The organism is Frigoribacterium sp. ME-P-080 (genome assembly GCF_030209595.1).
In the GTDB taxonomy this organism is placed as follows: Bacteria; Actinomycetota; Actinomycetes; order Actinomycetales; family Microbacteriaceae; genus Frigoribacterium.
The window spans coordinates 190,773-209,269 of sequence record NZ_JARVRR010000003.1 but is presented as its reverse complement, the minus strand read 5'-3'; the positions used below and the strand labels follow the sequence as shown (position 1 = coordinate 209,269).

General features: G+C 70.0%; 14 protein-coding genes. 6 read left to right on the top strand and 8 right to left on the bottom strand.

What is annotated here, in order from left to right; genetic code table 11:
• Nucleotides 1–2: 2 nt before the first annotated feature.
• Nucleotides 3–905, bottom strand: coding sequence for an ABC transporter permease (locus QRN23_RS06160; RefSeq protein WP_123570438.1), 903 nt, complete (start codon nt 903–905; stop codon nt 3–5).
• Between the two features lie 181 nt (nt 906–1,086).
• On the opposite strand from QRN23_RS06160, the gene QRN23_RS06155 reads away from it, so the two are divergent.
• Both QRN23_RS06155 and QRN23_RS06150 read left to right on the top strand, forming a co-directional pair.
• Entirely contained in the window at nt 1,087–1,668 is a 582-nt protein-coding gene (locus QRN23_RS06155) for a hypothetical protein (protein ID WP_123570437.1), read from the top strand.
• Nucleotides 1,665–4,061 (top strand): LasA N-terminal domain-containing protein, encoded by a 2,397-nt coding sequence (locus tag QRN23_RS06150; RefSeq protein WP_285062904.1) that lies wholly within the window; start codon nt 1,665–1,667, stop codon nt 4,059–4,061. Before QRN23_RS06155 ends, QRN23_RS06150 begins: the two co-directional genes overlap by 4 nt.
• A gap of 79 nt (nt 4,062–4,140) precedes the next feature.
• Here the strand turns inward: QRN23_RS06150 and QRN23_RS06145 are convergent, their stop codons facing one another.
• Complete coding sequence (locus QRN23_RS06145) at nt 4,141–5,421, bottom strand: glycosyltransferase family protein (protein WP_123570435.1); 1,281 nt, start codon at nt 5,419–5,421, stop codon at nt 4,141–4,143.
• 226 nt (nt 5,422–5,647) lie between these two features.
• On the opposite strand from QRN23_RS06145, the gene QRN23_RS06140 reads away from it, so the two are divergent.
• Nucleotides 5,648–8,140, top strand: a complete 2,493-nt coding sequence (locus QRN23_RS06140) for a glycosyltransferase (RefSeq protein ID WP_123570434.1) — start codon at nt 5,648–5,650, stop codon at nt 8,138–8,140.
• A gap of 70 nt (nt 8,141–8,210) precedes the next feature.
• Here the strand turns inward: QRN23_RS06140 and QRN23_RS06135 are convergent, their stop codons facing one another.
• Nucleotides 8,211–9,824 (bottom strand): DUF2142 domain-containing protein, encoded by a 1,614-nt coding sequence (locus QRN23_RS06135; protein WP_285062902.1) that lies wholly within the window; start codon nt 9,822–9,824, stop codon nt 8,211–8,213.
• A 144-nt stretch (nt 9,825–9,968) separates the two neighbouring features.
• Here QRN23_RS06135 and QRN23_RS06130 point away from each other — a divergent pair, with 144 nt between their 5' ends.
• On the top strand, nt 9,969–11,291 hold the full coding sequence (locus tag QRN23_RS06130; protein WP_285062900.1) for a lipopolysaccharide biosynthesis protein: 1,323 nt from the start codon (nt 9,969–9,971) through the stop codon (nt 11,289–11,291).
• On the opposite strand, the gene QRN23_RS06125 is transcribed toward QRN23_RS06130, so the two are convergent.
• The 3 genes from QRN23_RS06125 to QRN23_RS06115 are packed head-to-tail and all read right to left on the bottom strand — an operon-like array spanning nt 11,261 to nt 13,385.
• On the bottom strand, nt 11,261–12,280 hold the full coding sequence (locus QRN23_RS06125; RefSeq protein WP_159825367.1) for a glycosyltransferase family 2 protein: 1,020 nt from the start codon (nt 12,278–12,280) through the stop codon (nt 11,261–11,263). The genes QRN23_RS06130 and QRN23_RS06125 overlap by 31 nt on opposite strands.
• Complete coding sequence (locus QRN23_RS06120) at nt 12,280–12,651, bottom strand: DUF2304 domain-containing protein (protein ID WP_123570430.1); 372 nt, start codon at nt 12,649–12,651, stop codon at nt 12,280–12,282. Before QRN23_RS06120 ends, QRN23_RS06125 begins: the two co-directional genes overlap by 1 nt.
• Nucleotides 12,648–13,385, bottom strand: coding sequence for a glycosyltransferase family 2 protein (locus QRN23_RS06115; protein ID WP_159825363.1), 738 nt, complete (start codon nt 13,383–13,385; stop codon nt 12,648–12,650). Before QRN23_RS06115 ends, QRN23_RS06120 begins: the two co-directional genes overlap by 4 nt.
• Nucleotides 13,386–13,433: 48 nt before the next feature.
• Between QRN23_RS06115 and QRN23_RS06110 the strand changes: the two genes are divergently transcribed.
• Nucleotides 13,434–14,861: a hypothetical protein gene (locus QRN23_RS06110; protein WP_285062898.1), complete on the top strand. Its 1,428-nt coding sequence runs from the start codon at nt 13,434–13,436 to the stop codon at nt 14,859–14,861.
• Nucleotides 14,862–14,982: 121 nt separating this feature from the next.
• Nucleotides 14,983–15,774 (top strand): polyprenol monophosphomannose synthase, encoded by a 792-nt coding sequence (locus QRN23_RS06105; protein ID WP_123570427.1) that lies wholly within the window; start codon nt 14,983–14,985, stop codon nt 15,772–15,774.
• Between the two features lie 64 nt (nt 15,775–15,838).
• Here QRN23_RS06105 and QRN23_RS06100 read toward each other — a convergent pair whose 3' ends face one another.
• Both QRN23_RS06100 and QRN23_RS06095 read right to left on the bottom strand, forming a co-directional pair.
• Nucleotides 15,839–17,158 (bottom strand): exopolysaccharide production protein, encoded by a 1,320-nt coding sequence (locus QRN23_RS06100; RefSeq protein ID WP_123570426.1) that lies wholly within the window; start codon nt 17,156–17,158, stop codon nt 15,839–15,841.
• On the bottom strand, nt 17,155–18,474 hold the full coding sequence (locus QRN23_RS06095; RefSeq protein WP_285062896.1) for an O-antigen ligase family protein: 1,320 nt from the start codon (nt 18,472–18,474) through the stop codon (nt 17,155–17,157). Before QRN23_RS06095 ends, QRN23_RS06100 begins: the two co-directional genes overlap by 4 nt.
• Nucleotides 18,475–18,497 lie beyond the last annotated feature (23 nt).

The following is an 18,497-nucleotide window of genomic DNA, read 5'->3' as shown; positions in this document are numbered from 1 at the left end:
GCTCACAGTTCCTGGGCGAAGTTGCCCTGCAGTCGGGAGAAGACTCGCTGTGCCCCGAACAGCAGCAGCAGGCCCACCGCGAGGGCGACGAGCAGACGCAGCATCAGGTGCTCGGGGTAGGCGACGGTGTCATGGCCCGCCGTCCAGATGGCTCGCTGCAACGACAGGACCGAGAGGGTCAGGGGGTTGTCGGTGTAGATCTGCAGGAGCAGTCCACTGCCCAGGACGCTCTTCGCCTGTGACCATGCGTAGACGATCGGCGACGCCCAGAGCAACACCATCAAGCCGACGTCGATGAGGTACTGGACGTCACGCAGGTAGACGTTGAGGGCGGAGAGCACCAGCCCGAGTGCCGTTCCGTAGACGACGATGACCAGGAGCGCGGGCACCAGGTAGATCAATTCGCCGGTGAGGGGGAACTTGCCGAGGACGAGGGTGGCTGCGAGCAGGATGGCGAACTGGATGCAGAAGTTGAACAATGCCGCACCGACGCTCGCGAGGGGGAAGACCTCGCGGGGGATGTAGACCTTCTTGATGAGTCCGCTGTTGCCGACGATCGAACTCGTGGAGCCGGCCACGATCTCGCTGAAGAGCGTGTACGCCGTCAGCCCGGTGAAGACGTAGATCGCGAAGTCGGGGATGCCCCTCGCGGCACCGAGGAACTGCCCCAGGACGACGTAGTAGATGAGCAGTTGCGTGAGGGGCCTGACGAGGGACCAGACGAAGCCGAGCGCACTGTCCTTGTAGCGTGCCTTCAGGTCGCGACGCACGAGGAGCGAGAGCATCTCTCGTTGGCCGAGGATGTCTCGGAGCGACTTGCCGGTGCCGCGGAAGGCCTTCGCGGGGGCGCCGATGACGACGAGTGGTTCGCGGGAGAGTGCTTCGATACGGGAGTTGGAGGTCATCACGCGATCCGGTCGGCGGAAAAGGACTGGGCCAGCATAACCGGCACCTGCTCGGCGGCCGCCCGGTCTGACGGCTCCCGGTCGGCGGCCGATAGGTACTGACGACCGCATGGCCCTCGCACCTGGCAATCCCCTGGGTTACGGTTGTTTTCGACCAATCGATCAGACGGGGCACATCTGGATGAACCACTCCCTCCACGGGGCGCCCGTGCTGGTCTTCGCCGTCGGCGCCGCCGTCGTCCTCTCCTTCTCCCTCGGAGCGTGCACGTCGTCGGGGTCCGAGCCGTCTCCCACCGTGTCGACCACCGGCCCGGGTTCACAGGCCCCCTCCGCGGAGCCCGTCGCTCCGACGGGTTCCGCGACCTCGGCGGCACCCGTCACCGGGGGTGAGTTCGTGACCGGAGCCCCCCTCCCGGGATCGAACGGTTCCGATCCGGTCGACGAGCCGGACCCTGCCGACTACCCCGCGTCCCCCCTCGTCACCTTCGCGACCTGGAACGCCGCGTCGGGGCAGCTCGAGGCCGGTGGGGTGGTCAGCGGTCAGCTCGATCCCGCCGGGACGTGCCGTCTCGTCCTCGTCCAGGGATCGAGTCGCGTCGTCCGTGACTCCGTGCCCCAGGCCTCGGCCTCGAGCGTCGACTGCGGTCAGTTCGTCGTCCCCCGGGCCGAGCTGGCGCCGGGTCTCTGGAACGTCACCCTCCGATACGTGGTCGGTTCGTCCGCGGCATCGTCCGAAGCCGTACAAGTAGAGGTACCCGCGTGATCAAGAAATGGACAGCTCGTCTCCTCGCCGTCGCGCTCGTCGCCTCGGCCTTGACCGTCGTGTCGATCGCCGCCGACGATCCACGGCCCGCCTCGGCCGCCTCCGGTGCGGACTTCGACCCGGGCAACATCATCAGCGATGCGAACTTCTATGCGGCGGGGTCGATGACCCTCGACAACGTCCAGTCCTTCCTCAACCAGCAGGTGCCGTCCTGTCGGGCCTCCAGCGGGCCCGCCTGCCTCAAGAGCTACACGATGGACACGTTCACCCGACAGGACAGCGGGGCCCGCTGCGGCACATATCCCGGGGGGCCCGGTCAGTCGGCCGCAGCGGTCATCTACAACGTCGCCCAGATCTGTGGCATCAGTCCGAAGGTGCTCCTCGTGCTCCTCGAGAAGGAGCAGGGCATCGTCACGTCCTCGGCCCCGACCGCGTACATGTACAGGTCCGCCACCGGCTACGGCTGTCCGGACACGGCCGCCTGCGACGCCCAGTACTACGGCTTCTTCAACCAGGTCTACGGGGCGGCGCTGCAGTTCAAGCGCTACGCCGCCACTCCGACGTCGTGGAGCTACCAGGCTGGCCGAACCAACAACATCTTCTATCACCCCAACGCGAGCTGCGGGACGAAGCCCGTGTTCATCCAGAACCAGGCCACCGCGTCCCTTTACATCTACACGCCGTACACGCCGAACGCCGCGGCCCTCGCGAACATGTACGGCACGGGTGACTCGTGCTCGGCCTACGGAAACCGCAACTTCTTCCGCATCTACACCGATTGGTTCGGTTCGACGACGGGCGGCGGTTCGCCCTACGGCTACGTCGACACGGCGGCGGCAGGCTTCCGACAGGTGACCGTCAGCGGCTGGGCCGTCGATCCCGACAGCGCCGCGCCCATCCGCGTCGACTTCTACGTCGACGGTCGCGGAGCCGCGAGCACCGTCGCCGGGAACGACTACCCGAGCCTGGCGGGCGTCCTCGGCAAGGGCAACACCGCACACGGCTTCTCGGCCAACATCACGGGCATGTCGGCCGGCCGGCACAGCGTCTGCAGTTATGCCATCAACGTGGGGACGGGCGTGAACACGTTGCTCGACTGTCGCGAGTTCGTCGTGAGAACGGGTGACCCGTTCGGGTACGTCGACAGCGTCTCGGCCTCGGCCGGTTCACTCACCGTGAAGGGCTGGGTCGTCGACCCCGACACCGCCGACCCGATCACCGCCCGGGTGACGGTCGACGGACGCCAGGTCTCGAGCCAGATCGCCTCTGGTGAGGTCCCCGGCCTGCCCGCGGTCTATCCCGGCTGGGGCACCCGGCACGCCTTCGAGAGCACCGTCACGGGCGTGTCCGGCGGCTCGCACCGCGTCTGCGTCCAGGGGGTCAACGTCGGAGCGGGCTCGACCGTGGACGTCGCCTGCCAGACCGTCGTGATGGCGTCGGGCGCACCCTCGCTGTTCCTGGACGAGGTGTCGATGGGGTCGCCCGGCAAGCTTCTCGTCCGCGGGTGGGCGATCGATCCCGACACGGTCGATCCCGTGCGCGTCCACGTCTATGTGGACGGTGCCCTGTCCACGAAGGTCACGGCCGACGTCTCCAAGGCGAGCCTGGCGACGGCGTTCCCCGGTTACGGCGACAAGCACGCCTTCTCGGTGCCCGTCGCCGGACTCTCCGCGGGCACCCACTCCGTCTGCGTCTACGCCATCAACGTCGGGGCGGGCGGCAACGCCGTCCGCTGCGCCGACGTGGCAGCGCCGACGGGCTCGCCGCGGCTCTTCCTCGACCAGGCCCAGGGCACGGCTCTCGGCCAGATCACCGTCCGGGGCTGGTCCTTCGATCCGGACGTCGTGGACCCGGTCCGCGTCCACCTGTACCTCGACGGGCGTCTCGTGACGAAGGTGACGGCCGACGTGGCCAAAGCCAGTCTGGGCACGTCGTTCCCCGGCTACGGCGAGAAGCACGCCTTCACGGCGACGCTCACCGGGGTCGGTCCGGGTGCGCACACCCTCTGCACCTACGCCATCAACGTCGGTGGGGGTGGCAACACCGTCGACTGCCGGACCGTCTCCGCGGTCACGGGCTCCCCGTCCATGCTGCTCGACGAGGTCTCGTCGCCGAGCGCGGGGGCCGTGCTGGCCCGGGGTTGGACCATCGATCCGGACACCGTCGACCCCCTCCGGGTGCACGTCTACGTCGACGGCGTCCTGCAGACCAAGGTGACGGCCGACGTCGAGAAGTCGAGCCTCGGGACGGCCTTCCCCGCGTTCGGCCCGCGTCACCAGTTCTCCGCGTCCGTCGCAGGCCTCGCCGCCGGGCAGCATTCGGTGTGCCTCTACTCCATCAACGTCGGAGCCGGAGCCAACACCGTCGTCTGTTCCCCGGTCACGGTCCGCTGACGGTCGGCCCGGCAGGCCTCATGGTCGTGCTCGGCCGGCTGGGCGGACACCGACCGGCGGGGTGGACGCCTGGCCGAGGTCAGCGCGGCGGCGAGACCCGGCCGACGAGGCCTCGGTAGCGCTCGAGGGTCCGGTAGGCCTTGCTCGACTTGAGTTCGTCGAGTTCCTCGAGGGGGCCGACCGTGGCGAGCAGGTCGGCTTGCAGGGCACCGATCTCGTCGCGGAGGGTCGCGATCTCCTTCTCGAGCCTCCGGACGGTGATGAGATGCCCGTCGCCCTCCCGCACGGCGTTGCGGAGTCGTTCCTGCTGCAGCGTGGCCCAGGTGAGCATCGCCGGACGAGACGTCCGCGGTCGTGCCCTCGACGTCGCCAGCGCGAAGGACGCCGTGACCGTCGGCAGGCGATCGTCGTAGGAGTGACGGCTGAGGACGACGTCGCGGAGGGATCCCACGAGTCGTGCCGTCGCCTCCGGTGTGGCGAGGAGGCCCAGGGCCACGTCCCGGAGCGAGTCCGCATCGGAGTACACGGGCAGCTCACCGAGGCCGAGTTCGTCGAGCCCGTCCCGGGTGTTCACCAGGGGAAGGGCCCCACAGGCCAACGCCTCGTAGAGACGGCTGTTGTGCGTGCCGAATTCGCGCGCGGGATCGATGAGGTCGTCGACGACCAGGACGCTCCGACCGTAGACCCCGCGAAGGGAGAAGAAGTCGACACGGTCGTGGTGCCGGATGTGGGGCGACCTCTCGAGGTGGGCTCCGTTGGCTCCGAACCAGTCGACCGGAACCGTCTCCGCCAACCGGTCGAGGGCGCGCTGGATCTTGCGTTCGGCGCCCCAGAAGTTCGCCGTCGTGACGACCTGCAGGTCGCGAGGGACGCCGGGCGCGTCGAAGACGTCGGGGTCGACGGCGATCGGGACGATCTCGACCGGTCCGTCGTAGGCGGCGGACACGTGACGCGCGGCCGCCCCTGATGAGGCCCAGACCGCGTCGAAGTCGTCCAGGTACGGGAGCCGGGCCCACGACGCCGTCCAGTTGCGGACCCACGCGACCGTCGCCGTGGACGGCGGCAAGAGGCCGGGCACGAACGACTCGATCATGACCACGGCCACGTCGGCCGCCTCGTCGGGCGCGTCGTCCCATCGTTCGGTCGGCCAGAACGAGACGCCCCATCCGATGCGGTGCAGGGCGGCCGCGAGGCCGAGGGCGACGTAGAGGTCTCCGGCCCCCTGGCCCAGGTCGACGGTCGACACGCAGAAGAGGACGCGGCCACGATCGCCGTCTGCCAGCTCGTCACGCGCCAGGGCCTGGTAGAGATCGGATGCGTCATGCGTCGACGTGTGGGGGGCGGGTGCGTCAGGGGTCATCGTCTCGGGTTCTGTCGATCGATTCGGGGTGGCTTCGAGCGGTGAGGCCGGATCGGCGCTCCCGGCGAAGACCGGTCGTCACTCTACCGGTGGGTACGGCTGCCGCACCCTCCCACCCGGTTCGGCCACCGGGGTGCCGACGGTAAGGTGGACGGGCCATGGCGCTGTCCGCGCCCTCGTCGTCCTCGGGACGGACGACGTCGCGCCGACCAAAGGGAGTCATCACGTGAAAGACCGCAGACCGGGCGTCGTCTCCGTCGTCCTCGTCAACTACAAGGGGACGGACGACACGCTGACGAGCATCGAGGGGTTGGCCGCTCAGGACTGGCCCGCCGACAAGCTCGAGATCATCGTCGTCGACAACGACTCGGGTGCGGACCACGTCGCCCGCCTCAAGGCGTCGTCGCTCGAGTTCACCCTGATCGAGTCGGGGGGCAATCTCGGCTTCACCGGAGGGTGCAACCTGGGCGTCGAACAGTCCTCGGGCGAGATCGTGGCCTTCCTGAACAACGACGCCCGCCCCGACGTGGCCTGGATCCGGGCCGCGATGGACACCTTCGCCTCCGGAGCCGACATCGGAGCCGTGGCCAGCAAGGTCCTCGACTGGGACGGGGTCAACGTCGACTTCACCGAGGCGGCCATGACCTGGTACGGCATGGGCTACAAGCCGCACGCCGGGGGGCCCGACACCGGCGCCTGGGAGACCGAGAAGGACGTCCTGTTCGGGACGGGCGCGGCCATGTTCATCCGGGCCGAGCTCTTCGACCAGCTGGGCGGGTTCGACGACCGCTACTTCATGTTCTACGACGACGTCGACCTCGGATGGCGCCTGAACCTGCTGGGTTGGCGATTCCGATACCAGCCACGCTCGATCGCCTACCACAAGCACCACGCGTCGATGAACAAGTTCGGTGACTTCCGCGAGACCTACCTTCTCGAACGCAACGCCCTCTTCACCCTGTACAAGAACCTCGGCCAGGAGCAGCTCGACAAGGCTCTGCCCGGTGCGCTCGCACTGGTCGTGCGGCGTGCCGTCGGACGCAGCGAACTCGATTCGACCGAGCTCGACCTGCGGAACCCGGGCGACGATTCCGTCGAGACGCGGCCCGTCCCGAAGAAGGGCATGGCAGGCATCTACGGCATCGACCAGTTCGTCGAGATGTTGCCCTCGCTGACCGAATCCCGGCGCGAGATCCAGGCCTCCCGGGTCAAGGACGATCGTCAGCTGCTCGATCTCTTCGGCAACCGTGACGAACCCGCATACCCGATCGAGAGCTATCTCGCGGGGTACGACAAGATCGTCGCCTCCCTCGACGTGCTCGAGGTCGTCAAGCGGCGTCGCGTCCTCATCGTCACCGGTGACTCCATCGGCGCCAAGATGGCGGGACCAGCCATCCGTGCGACGAACATGGCACGAGAACTCGCCCTCGAACACGACGTCCGCGTCGTCAGCATGACGCGATCCACCCCCATCGACGAGACCTACGACGTCGTGACCGTGCCGCACCGCCATCCGAAGCAGATGGTCGAGCACGAGGCCTGGGCGGACGTCATCATCGTGCAGGGACATGCTCTGCGGCTCTTCCCCTCGCTCGAGAAGACGCGCAAGGTGCTCGTGGTCGACGTCTACGACCCCCTGCACCTCGAGCAGCTCGAACAAGGTCGCAGCACCGACGTCGAGGCCTGGGACCGCCAGATCCTCGACGCCGCCGACACCCTGAACCACCAGCTCGAGCTCGGCGACTACTTCATCTGTGCCTCGGAGCGCCAGAGGCTCTTCTGGCTGGGTCAACTCGCGGGCTCGGGCCGCGTCAACGCACGCACGTACTCGCGTGACCCCGAACTGCGCAGCCTCATCGGCGTCGTGCCGTTCGGCCTCTCGTCGACGCCGCCCCAGCACGATCATCCCGTCCTCAAGGGGGTCCTCCCGGGAATCGATGCCGACGACAAACTCGTCGTCTGGGGAGGCGGCATCTACGACTGGTTCGATCCCATCACCCTCGTCCGCGCCATCGCGTCCCTCGCGAGTAGGCGACCCGAAGTCAAGCTCTTCTTCATGGGAGTGCAGCACCCGAACCCCGACGTCCCCGAGATGGACATCGTGGCGAAGGTGCGGGCGGTCTCCGACGAGCTGGGGCTCACCGGCGTCAACGTGTTCTTCAACGATGCCTGGATTCCCTACGACGATCGAGGTGCCTTCCTCCGCGAAGCCGACGCCGGCGTCTCGACGCACTACGAGCACCTCGAGACCACGTTCTCGTTCCGTACCCGCATCCTCGACTACCTGTGGGCCGAGTTGCCCATCGTGACGACGGCAGGCGACTCCTTCGCCGAACTCGTGGCGGTCGAGGACCTCGGAGTCGTCGTGGACGAACGCGACGTCGAGGGTCTCGCATCGGCCCTCGAATCGGTCCTCTTCGACGAGGAGGCGCGCCGACGTCACGTCGCGAACGTCACCAGGGTGCGTGAGCAGTTCACCTGGGAGAACGTCCTCAAGCCCCTCGTCGAGTTCGTCCGCGAACCCGTCCGTGCGGCGGACAAGACGGGTGGTACCGGTGACGTGGAGCACGCCGTGCCCACGCACGCGAAGGTCCAGGTCCGCAACCGGCGCAAGCAGTACGGCATCCGGCACGACGTCGGCCGCGTCTACCACTACTACCGCAGCGAGGGCGTGCGAAGCGTCCTCGCGAAGGTGAAGCGCCGCATCGACACCCGCTGAGACGCGAACTCCGAGGGCGACACCCCGGCGCCGCCCGGGTCCGATGGACGGACCCGGGCGGCGCCGTGCGTCAGGCGTCCCTGGACGCCGGGACGGCCGCCGAGGATGCCGTGGCCTCGACGGACCGGCGAGCAGCCGGCTCGTCGCGCCCGGGCGCCGAGCCCGACATCGCCCGCGCGGTCAGGACCGCCCCGGTGGCCCAGACGGCCGCGAAGACGACGGTCCACACGATCCAGCCCCCCGAAGGTGCCCATCGGGGGTCGGTGAACATGGCACCCCAGCCACCGCTCTGGTCGGACCAGCCGACCACGTAACGACGGAGGGTCCAGACGAACGTGTGCAGTTGCATGACCCCGAGCGCGGCGAGGACGACGACGACGAGCGTCTTCATCCGCCCGGTGGTCGGAGCGGGGAACGCCTCGTCGAGGGCTGCGCCGGCCGAGAGCAGGACGCAGACCAAGACGGCCAGGATGTACCGGGACTGCCAGATGTAGCCGTAGTCCGTCACGGCGATGCCCTGGATGATCGGAGGGGCGACCACGAATGCGAGGGCGAGCACGGCCGTACCGAGTCGCGCCGGACCGCGGCCGAAGACCAGGGCGGCCAGCACCAGCACGATCATGCAGCAGCTCCAGAGGACGACGGTCGTGGCAGGGGCCGGCGCGTCGAGCCAGCCGAAGATTCCGACGTAGCCCTGCCCGTTCTCGAACGTGAGGAAGATCATGCGGATGAAGCCCGACTCGAAGGTCGAGCCCACGCCCGGATTCGGGACGGTGGGGCTCAGGCTCTGTGTGGCCAGCACCCACAGCAAGCTGAAGACCGAGGCCGCTCCGATGACGGCGGCCGCCACCCAGAACGCCACGCTGCGGAGGAGCCGGCGCCAGAGAGCGAGGTCGAGCGTCGAGGCGACGACGATCACGAGGAGCCAGAGGAGGCCGATGCTGCGGGTGTTCGCCAAGAGGGACGCCGAGACCGCCACCATGGCGATCCGATGGACGGGTAGCCCCTCGTCGGCACGTTCGCGGAGCAACGTCAGCCAGGCGAACAGGGCGACGGCCGCCGAGATCTCCATGCTGCTGGGATTCACCGAACCGGTGATGAACAGCACCATCGGAGTGGTGAGGACCACGACCGCCATCAACGACCAGCGGGACGACCGGCGCTGGACCAGGGCCGCGACGGCGGACGCGAGGAGGGCTGCGGAGAGGATCACGCTGAATCCCCGCATGGCGTAGAGGGACGCCTTGCCGTCGAGCACGAGGCTCGGTAGTCCGACGAAGGCGTAGTAGACGGGGTCGTACGAACCAGCCGTCGTGACGGCCGACGTGTCGGCGTCGGAGTCGCTGACGGTGGCCTGGCAGGAGGCGTCCACGTCGTCGTTGAAGGCGAAGCAGGGCAGGGAGGTCGTCTGGGCCACGTACTCCGGCACGGTGACGCGCGTCCATCCCTGTTGCTCGACCGGATCGCCGCTGAGCTGCCCCCGGACGACGGCGGCCGCGTGGATGGTGTGGGCCGGCTCGTCGGGAACCGACATGAGGGGGCTGGCGACCGCCCAGGCGCCCCCGAGGCCGCAGAAGACCGCGAACGCGGCGACGAAGACGGCCCAGGGGCGGGGGCGCCCGGTGCCGTGGACGACCCGGGGTCGTGCACCTCGGGTGCGGGAGCTCGTCGTGTCGTCCGTCATGGTCTCGGTGCGTGTCTCGATGGTGATGCTCCCCTTGGCGTCGCGGGCCCACGGCCCCCGACGATGGTACCGAACGGGCGGCATCGATCGGGCGAATAGAGTGTCTCCTCGGGTTCGGCAGCGTGCCCGGTGAGGAGACGCGACATGCCCCAGGTCGAAGACCGCAGCGCCGACGGCGTCCCGCCGGAGGCGACTGGAACGAGGTCGGTGCTCTCGGCGGCGGTGCTCTCGACCCTGGGCATCGGCGTCCAGGGGGTCTCGCGTCTCGCGTACACCGTCCTCATCGGGCGGGCGTTCGGCACCGAAGCGCTCGGTCACGCCAGCACCCTGCTCTCGCTCTCGATCTTCGCGGCGCTCCTCTGGCCCACCGCGGCCGGCAACACGGTCTCGCGGTTCATCGCCCTCGCGCTCCACCGCAGGGTGTCCGACGCCCAGCTGATCCGGGTCTTCTCCCTGAGCATGCTGGTGTCGTCCGCGATCCTGGCCGTGTCGGCCGTGCCCGTCGCCCTGCTCCTCGGCAACGGCCTCACGACCGCGGTGCTGGCTGCTTGGCTCGTCGCGGGTTACGGCGCCTACGCCTTCTGCCGTGGCGTCCAGCTCGGCTACCACCGCGCGGGACGGGTGGCCCTGTGGGACTCGATCGGGAGCGTCGTGAGCCTCGGCCTCCTCGTCGTCGTCTGCCTCGGCGGAGTGGGCGACGTCGTGCTGCTGCCCCTGGCCCTCGGTTACACGGTGTTCGCGTTGGCGTGCCGGCCCCGGGGGAACGGATTCGCGAACGCCGACGACCTGTCGGAGGCGGACGGTGACGGCCGGCAGGAGGCCCTCCGTTTCGCCTCGTGGAACGTGGTGGCCGGGTTGACGACCAACGGTCTCCTCCAGCTCGCGATGATCGCCGCCCAGGTCTACGGACCGGGAACGGCCGCGGGCGTGTACGCGGCGGCCTTCACCCTCGCCACCCCGGCCTCCATGCTCGGGCAGGCCGTGAGCCAGATCATCATCCCCGCCTTCGCGCACCGGAGTGGGCAGGTCTCGTTGCGTCAGCGTGGTCCCGTGCTGCTCCTGGTCGCGTTCACCGCCGTCTTCGCCGCGGTCTTCGGGGCCCTCGCTGCTCTCGCGCCTCTGTACCTGCCGTTGTTCTACCCTGCCGAGGCCGCCGAGGCCGTGCCCCTGCTCAGGGTCCTGATCGTGGGCGTCTTCGTCTTCACCGTCGCGTTGATCCCCTCGGCGCTGCTGCTGTCGGCCGGCCGTTCGAAGGCCGTCGCCCTGACGTCCGTGGCCGGCTTCGTCGTCGGCGTCGCGGTGATGGTCGGGTCGGGGCCCGTGCTGGGCGTGCAAGCCGGGACGGTCGGATTCGTCACCGGGTCAGGCCTCAACCTGGTGGCGCTCCTCGTGCTCGGCTTCCGAGCACCCGTCGGCGCCTCGCCGGGGGACGTCGATCAGACGAGTCGGCGCGCGACGGCCCAGTAGGCGCGCATCGCGGTCTGGAGCACGCCGGCACCCTTGGGCAGCGGGAACACCTGCTGATCCAACGTCGCCGTGAGCAGCGGCACGAGGCTGCGGTCGGACGCCGTGCGCACCTCTTGGACCCAGTCGCGACGTTCGCGCAACCATGCCGAGTTGTCGGCGATCCAGCGACGGGCCCGCGCGTTCTCGGCCGACCACCCCTGCGCGCGTGCCACCACGCGCATGGCGACGTCGAGCGCGGTGGCGGGCAGCCACGTCAGGGCCCGGAGCCGAGGCCCGTAGGCCGTCCGCAGGAAGATCTGTCGGTTCTTCTCGAGCAGGTACATCTTGAGCGCGTTGCGACTGAACTCGTAGTGGTGCAGGACGACGGCGTCGGGCACGTAGACGACCTGCAACCCCTGCTGCCAGGTCCGCCAGCTCAGGTCGACGTCCTCGTGGTAGGCGAAGTACTCGTCGGCGAATCCGCGGAGGCGCAGCCAGAGTTCTCGGGAGATGACCAGGCCGGCACCCGAAGCGGACGCGACCCGCGCCTCCTGGGCATGGTCCGCGGCGGGTTCGTCGAGCCCGCCGGCCCAGCTGAGTCCGACGACGTGGACGGGGTTGCCGGCAGAGTTCATGACCTCGGGGTCGGAAGCCAGGCGGATGCTTCCGCTGGCGATGCCCACCTCGGGGCGGGACGCGACGGCGACCAGCTTGGCGAGGGTGTCGGGCCGCACCTCGGCGTCGCTGTTGACGAGCGCGAGGAATTCTCCGTCGGCCAGTCGAGCCCCGAAGTTGACGCCGCCGGCGAACCCGAGGTTCTCGGAGGGTGTGACGACCCGGAGGCGCGGGTCGGTGGGCAGCGTCGAGACCGCATCGCTGGTGCACCCGTTGTCGACCAGGACCACGTCGACGTCGACGTCCGTGGAGGCGAGGACGGACGAGACCGACTCGTGCAGGACGGGCTCGTCGCCGTAGGCGAGGGTCACCACGGTGACGCGGGGGAGTCCCATCAGGCCTGATCCGCCCGGTGGACGGAGCGTTCGAGTCGACGGATGCGTTCGTCGTGGAGGGCGACGTCCTCGGCCAGCGTGCGCGTCTTCTCTTCGAGCACCGTGAGTTCGGCGCTGTGTTGCACCGAGACGAGGAACAGGATGATCGTGCTGAGGAAGAACCCGAGGTTGGTCGGTGCGGTGATGCCGAGTGTCGCGGCGGCGCCGGTCAGGATGCCGGGGAAGACGGCCACGACGAGCGCCAGCACCCCGGCGAAGATCCACCAGAGGGCGTGGCGTTCGCGCACGCGTCGGCGACGGAGCATCTCGAAGACGACGTAGAGGACGAGCACGGCCGACACGATGCCGAAGACGTAGGTGGTGACGCTCATGTGGTGGGGGCCTCCACGCTGAGGGCGAGCGGGGGCCGCCACAGGGCGATGATCAGGGCGAGGCCCGCCCGTCCGAGGTAGACGGCGGCCTTCACGGGGTTGTGGGACGGGGTGCCGCCGGCCCGGGGGCGCATCGAGACGGGCACCTGGGTGATGGAACACCCGGCCCGGGCCGCCAGCACGAGGGACTCGACGGTGTCACCGAGGTACTCGGCGGGATAGTGCTGGGCGAAGATCTCGATCGCCCGGGGCCCGGCACCGCGGAACCCCGAGGTCGTGTCGGTCAGCTTCGTCCGCGCGATCCGACCGATGACCGCCGCCAGCACGACCATCGCCCATCGGCGGGGACCCGTGACCTGGTAGTCGCCTTCGCCGGCGAAGCGGGCGCCGATGGCCACGTCGACCGACGCCAGGGCGTCGAGGATGAGCGGGACTCCCGACGGGTCGTGCTGACCGTCGGAATCGACCTGGACGACGTACCGGAAACCGTGTTGCTGCGCGTACTTGAAGCCGGTGCGCATGGCGCCACCGACCCCCAGGTTGAAGGGCAGGTCGAGCACGGTCGCTCCGGCGGATCGCGCCCGGGCGACCGTGTCGTCCCGCGAACCGTCGTTGACGACGAGGACGGTGACGCCGGGCAATTTGTCGAAGACCTCGGTGACGACGTCGGCGACGACGTCCTCTTCGTTGTACGCGGGCATGACGATGAGAGTCTGCGCCAGGGCCGATGACATGGTCCCGATGGTACCAACAGGTCGGGCCCCGACCGGCACAATGAGCCCATGACGACATCGACCCCGACCCCTGCGATCCGTGCGGTCACGCCCGGTCCGGGTGGACGGCCCGGTCGTCCGACGCGCCGAGGTGCTCGTGCTCCGGTCGCGGTCGCGATCGCCGTCGTCGCCGCCCTCGTGGCCTGGCTGCGGTTGCCCCCGGCGGCCCGCGACACTCTCTGGGCCGAGGACGGGCGGGTCTTCGTCCAGCAGCGAGCGGCCGGCGGCCCGTTCGAGAGCTGGTTCGTCCCCTACGACGGTTACCTGCACGTCGTCCCCCGCATCGTGGCGGATCTCGCGTGGTCGTGGCTTCCCGTCGGCAGCCTCGCGTCGGGTGTCACGGTCCTCTCCTGTCTCGTCGCCGGCGTCGTGGCCGCCGGGGTCTGGTGCTGCTCACGCGGCCTCGTGGCGTCGCCGGTCGTCCGGCTCGCACTCGCGGCCGTGACGGTCCTCGTGCCGCTCGCCCCGCTCGAGGTGTCGGGCAACCTCGCCAACCTGCACTGGTACCTGCTGTGGCTCACCCCGTTCCTGCTGCTGCACCGACACCGGAGCGCGACGTCCACCGTGCTCGCCTCCGTGGCGGCACTGCTCATCGGCCTCACCGAGATCCAGGCCGTCCTCCTCGTGCCGCTCGTCGTCCTGGCCCGGCTCGTCCGCCGTCGGACGGCTCCGTCGCGACGCGACCTCGTCCCCGTGGCCGTCCTCTGCGCGGCGCTCGTCGCCCAGCTCGTCGTCGCGGCCCTGACGCCCCGGGCGGATGCCCCGGGTGCCGCCTCGACGGTGCCGCAGGTCGTCCTGGGCTACCTCACGTCCGTCGTCCTCGGCACCTGGGTGCCCTCGGCCTCCGTGATGGGCGACCTGCTCGACCGCGCCGGATGGGCCGCGGTCCTGGTCGCGGCCGTTCCGTTCGTGGCGTCGGCGCTGGTCGTGGTCCGGTCCTCCCGGCGCTCGACCGTCCGCGGGCCGGACGATGACGCATCGGGTCGGGTGGCGTCCGGGCGGATGGTCCTCGCCTCCGTGGTGGCGGTGGCGTCGATCGGTCTCTGGACGCTCGACGTCGTGGTGAACCACGGTCCCGACACGAAGTTCTGGTTCGCCGACCCCGGACGGGTGGCCGAACTCGGGCTGACCCGCTACGGGGTGGTGCCGTCGATGTTCCTCGTCGTCGTCGTGCTGTGCGCCGTCGACGCGCTGCTCCTCTCGACACGACGACGTCTCCGGGCGGCGGGCGCGGCCGCCCTCGTCGTCCTCGCCGTCGTCGCGGCGACCTGGTTCGTCGGCCCGGACACGGTGCGCGCCGACGGGCCTCGGTGGGAGCGTTCGTTGGGGACGGCCGGGGACGTCTGCGACGGCGGGGCGGAGGTCGCCGACGTGGCCGGCGCTCCGGCGGGCTGGGGCGCCCTCCTGCCCTGCGACGTCGTCGACGACGTCCCCTGAACGCTCGACTCGTGTGGGCCGGATCGGGTGCTCGGTCTAGAGTCGTCATCGGCGTGCCCCCCAGGGCCCAGCCGACCGGAACGCCGACGCGTCGCCGGTTCCCCGCAACCGGAAGCACCGCATGACCACCTCCGCCCACACCGGCGCCGGCGCCCTCGTCGTCCTCCCCACCTACGACGAGGTCGAGAACCTCCCGATCATCCTGGGGCGCCTCTTCGCCGCCGTCCCCGAGATCCACGTCCTCGTGGTGGACGACGGCAGCCCCGACGGCACCGGCGAGCTCGCCGAGACGATGGCCGCCGACGACGACCGCATCCACGTGGCGCACCGCACCGGCAAGCTCGGGCTCGGGTCCGCCTACGTCATGGGCTTCGGCTGGGGTCTCGAGCGGGGCTACGACGTCGTCATCGAGATGGACGCCGACGGCTCGCACCCGCCCGAGAGACTGCCCGAGATGATCTCGCTCGTCAGCGCACCGGGTGCGTCGACGCCGAGCCTCGCGATCGGGTCCCGGTGGGTCCCGGGTGGCTCGGTGGTCAACTGGCCGGTGTCGCGCCAGGTCCTCAGCCGCGGCGGCAACCTCTACGCCCGGCTGGCGCTCGGGTTGCAGCTCAAGGACGTCACCGCCGGTTTCCGGGCCTACACGCGTGAGGCCCTCGAGGCGATGGACCTCACGGGCATCGACTCGAAGGGGTACTGCTTCCAGGTCGACATGACCCTCCGCGTCCTCGACGGCGGGGGGCGCGTCGTCGAGGTGCCCATCGAGTTCCGCGAACGCGAGCTCGGCGAGTCCAAGATGAGCCAGGCCATCGTCGTCGAGGCCATGCTGCGCGTCACGCAGTGGGGCTTCCGACGCCGCCTGCAGACCCTGCTCGGCAACCGCCCCGGGCCGCGCTGGGTCGTCGAGGACTGAAGCGGCGCGCCGGGTCTCGACCGGCGACCGACGTCCGCGACGGCACCCGACCGAGCCGCGCCTCCTACCGGCGGTTCGCCTGCGGCAGCCGTGACCGCCACGACCGCTTGCGGGCGGCGATCGTCGCGATGGCGACGAAGGTCATCAGGGTTCCCTCGAACAACACGAAGCTCTCGGCGACGGCGGTGACCCCGATCAGCACCAGGACGAGCGCCGGCCAGACGTACGCCACGATCGGGTGACCCGACGCCGTGATCCAGCTGCGCACGAACGCCAGGGTGCCGGCGACGACGAGGAGCAACCCGCCGACCAGGCCCAGTTGCAGCCAGATGTCGAAGAACGCGTTGAGCCCCGTCTCGTGCGGTCGGCCGCTCGGCGCGATGATCGTCGAGTACGGGAAGATCCCGGTCGGCCACTGCCCGACGAAGCCCCAGCCGACGATGTCGTGCACCGCGGCCAGTTCGCGGATGCGCGCCCAGAGCAGCGACCGCACCGACAGGTCGTTGGTCGCGTCCACCGCGTCCAGGAGGCGCGAGCGACCCGCGTAGGCCAGCGCACCACCCAGCACCACGATCACCGCGAAGACCGATTGCATGAGCGACCGTCTCGACTCGGGAGCCCGGCGCAGCGCGTCGAGCGCCACTCCCGCCACGATCAGGACGATGACCGCGATCGCCGTCGCGGGGGAGCGGGCGAAACCGAGCGCCGTGAGGGCGAGCACGCCCGAGGCGACGGCCTGCCGCCGAGGGACCGACCGGGTGAGGAACTCTACGGCGAACGTGATGACCGCGAGCGTCGCCAGGAAGCCCAGGTAGTTGCGCGTGCCCGAGATGCCCTGGATCGGACCGCCCGCGGCGAGGTTGCCCTGGATTCCGAGGAACGCGATCGGTTGGTCGATCAGCAGCCCGCTCAGCACCTCGAGCGACAGCGACACGACGAGCAGGATGCGGAGCGCGTCCCCGAAGGCCCGCACCACCTGGACCAGGTCGCGGCCCAGGGCCAGGTACAGCCCGAGGGCGCCGAACCCGACGGCGTAGGCCACACCGCCGACGGTGACCCAGGTGTACTCGCTCCAGAAGACGCTGAGGGCCATGAAGCCGAACAGGGCGATGAGCGACACCGGCAGGATGCCGTGCCACTCGATGTGGTGTCGGCCACCGACCAGGGAGAGCGTCGCGAGCACCACGAGGGTGCCCAGGACGGCGAGCGAGCCCGGCCAGCCCATCAGGGCGCGGACCGACTGGGTCGAGAACGCGTAGAGCACGATGGCGACCGAGAGGGCCTGCGAGAAGTGACCGCCGGCCGAGAAGCCGATCCAGGCCGAGAGGTACCGGCGCAGGGGATCGCGGCTGCGGTCGAACCCGTGGCCGTGGCCGGACGTCACCGGTCGTGGCCCGTCCAGCCGAAGGGGTCGCGGCGCGTCACGAGCACGACGACCACGAACGTGGCCCAGCCCCACTCGACGATCAGCCGGGACTCGGTCAACCCGTGGACGAGCAGGGCCGTCACGAGCAGCAAGGGCAACAGGTCGAGGGCCGACCACGGCGCCGCGACCTCGCGCGAGAGCATGCGGCGGTCGACGGCCCACCACCACGATCTCAGGACGACGCCGACGATCGTGAGCCCGAACAACGCGAGGCCGATCCAGCCCAGCTGGAACCAGACGTCGAGGTACGCGTCGTGCGCCTGCAGGTACACGACGCCGTTGCGCTCGGCGAGGTCGGTGAACGGTTCGACGAACGGGAACCAGTAGCTGACCCAACCCCAGCCCACGACGGGGTGCTGGACGCCGAGGTCGTAGACGGCCGACCAGATGTCGGTGCGACCCGTCAGGTCGCCGCTCTTCCCCAGCAGCGCGAGCAGCGGGCCGCGGGCGAGGACGACCACCGTGACGGCCGCCAGCACGACGAGCGCCGCCACGCCGAAGACGGGCCCCCGGCGGCCGGGCTCACGGCGTCGGGTCGCCACCACCAGCAGCAACACGAGGCCGACGGCCACCGCGACCACCGCGACGGTCGTCGACCGGGTCAGGGCGAGCGCCAGGAGCGAGGTGACGAGACCGACGACCGCCGTGCCGCGACCGATGGACCGGTCCGCCGCCTGGACCGACGTGACGATCAGGGCGAGCAGGGCGATGATCGCGAGGATGTTGCTGTTGCCCTGCAGCCCCTGGATGCGACCGCCTTCGAAGAGCACGTCGCGCGACCAGAACCACGCCGCCGGCCGATCCGTGCAGTCCAGGTACACCGGGCAGACCGGCTGGCGGACGACCAGCCCGACGACGACCTCGAAGAGCAGGGAGGCCACGACGTGGATGCGCAAGGCCCGTCCGAGGGCGGTCACGATGGTCGGCCACGAGGCGACGACGGTGACCGCCAGGGCGCCCACGGTCGTCATCAGCGTGAGGACGATGCCGATCGCGGAGCCGGCGGGGTACTGCGACCACGCGATCGAGACCACGGCGAAGAGCAGGAAGAGGACGAGGAGGCGCGGGAGGGTCCGTACCCGGGGCGGATGCCGCACGACGAGGACGACGGCGGCGACGACCATCGCCACGCAGGCCGCCCCCCAGCCCCACCAGCCGGTGCCGTTGCGGAGGACGTCGCCACCGAACAACACGAGGAACGCCAGCGTCGCGAACGTCGTGGCTCCGCGCGTCGGCGCCGTCCGGGCGGGCCGCGCGGGCAACGTCGTGGTCATGGGCACCAGGCTAGACGACGGGG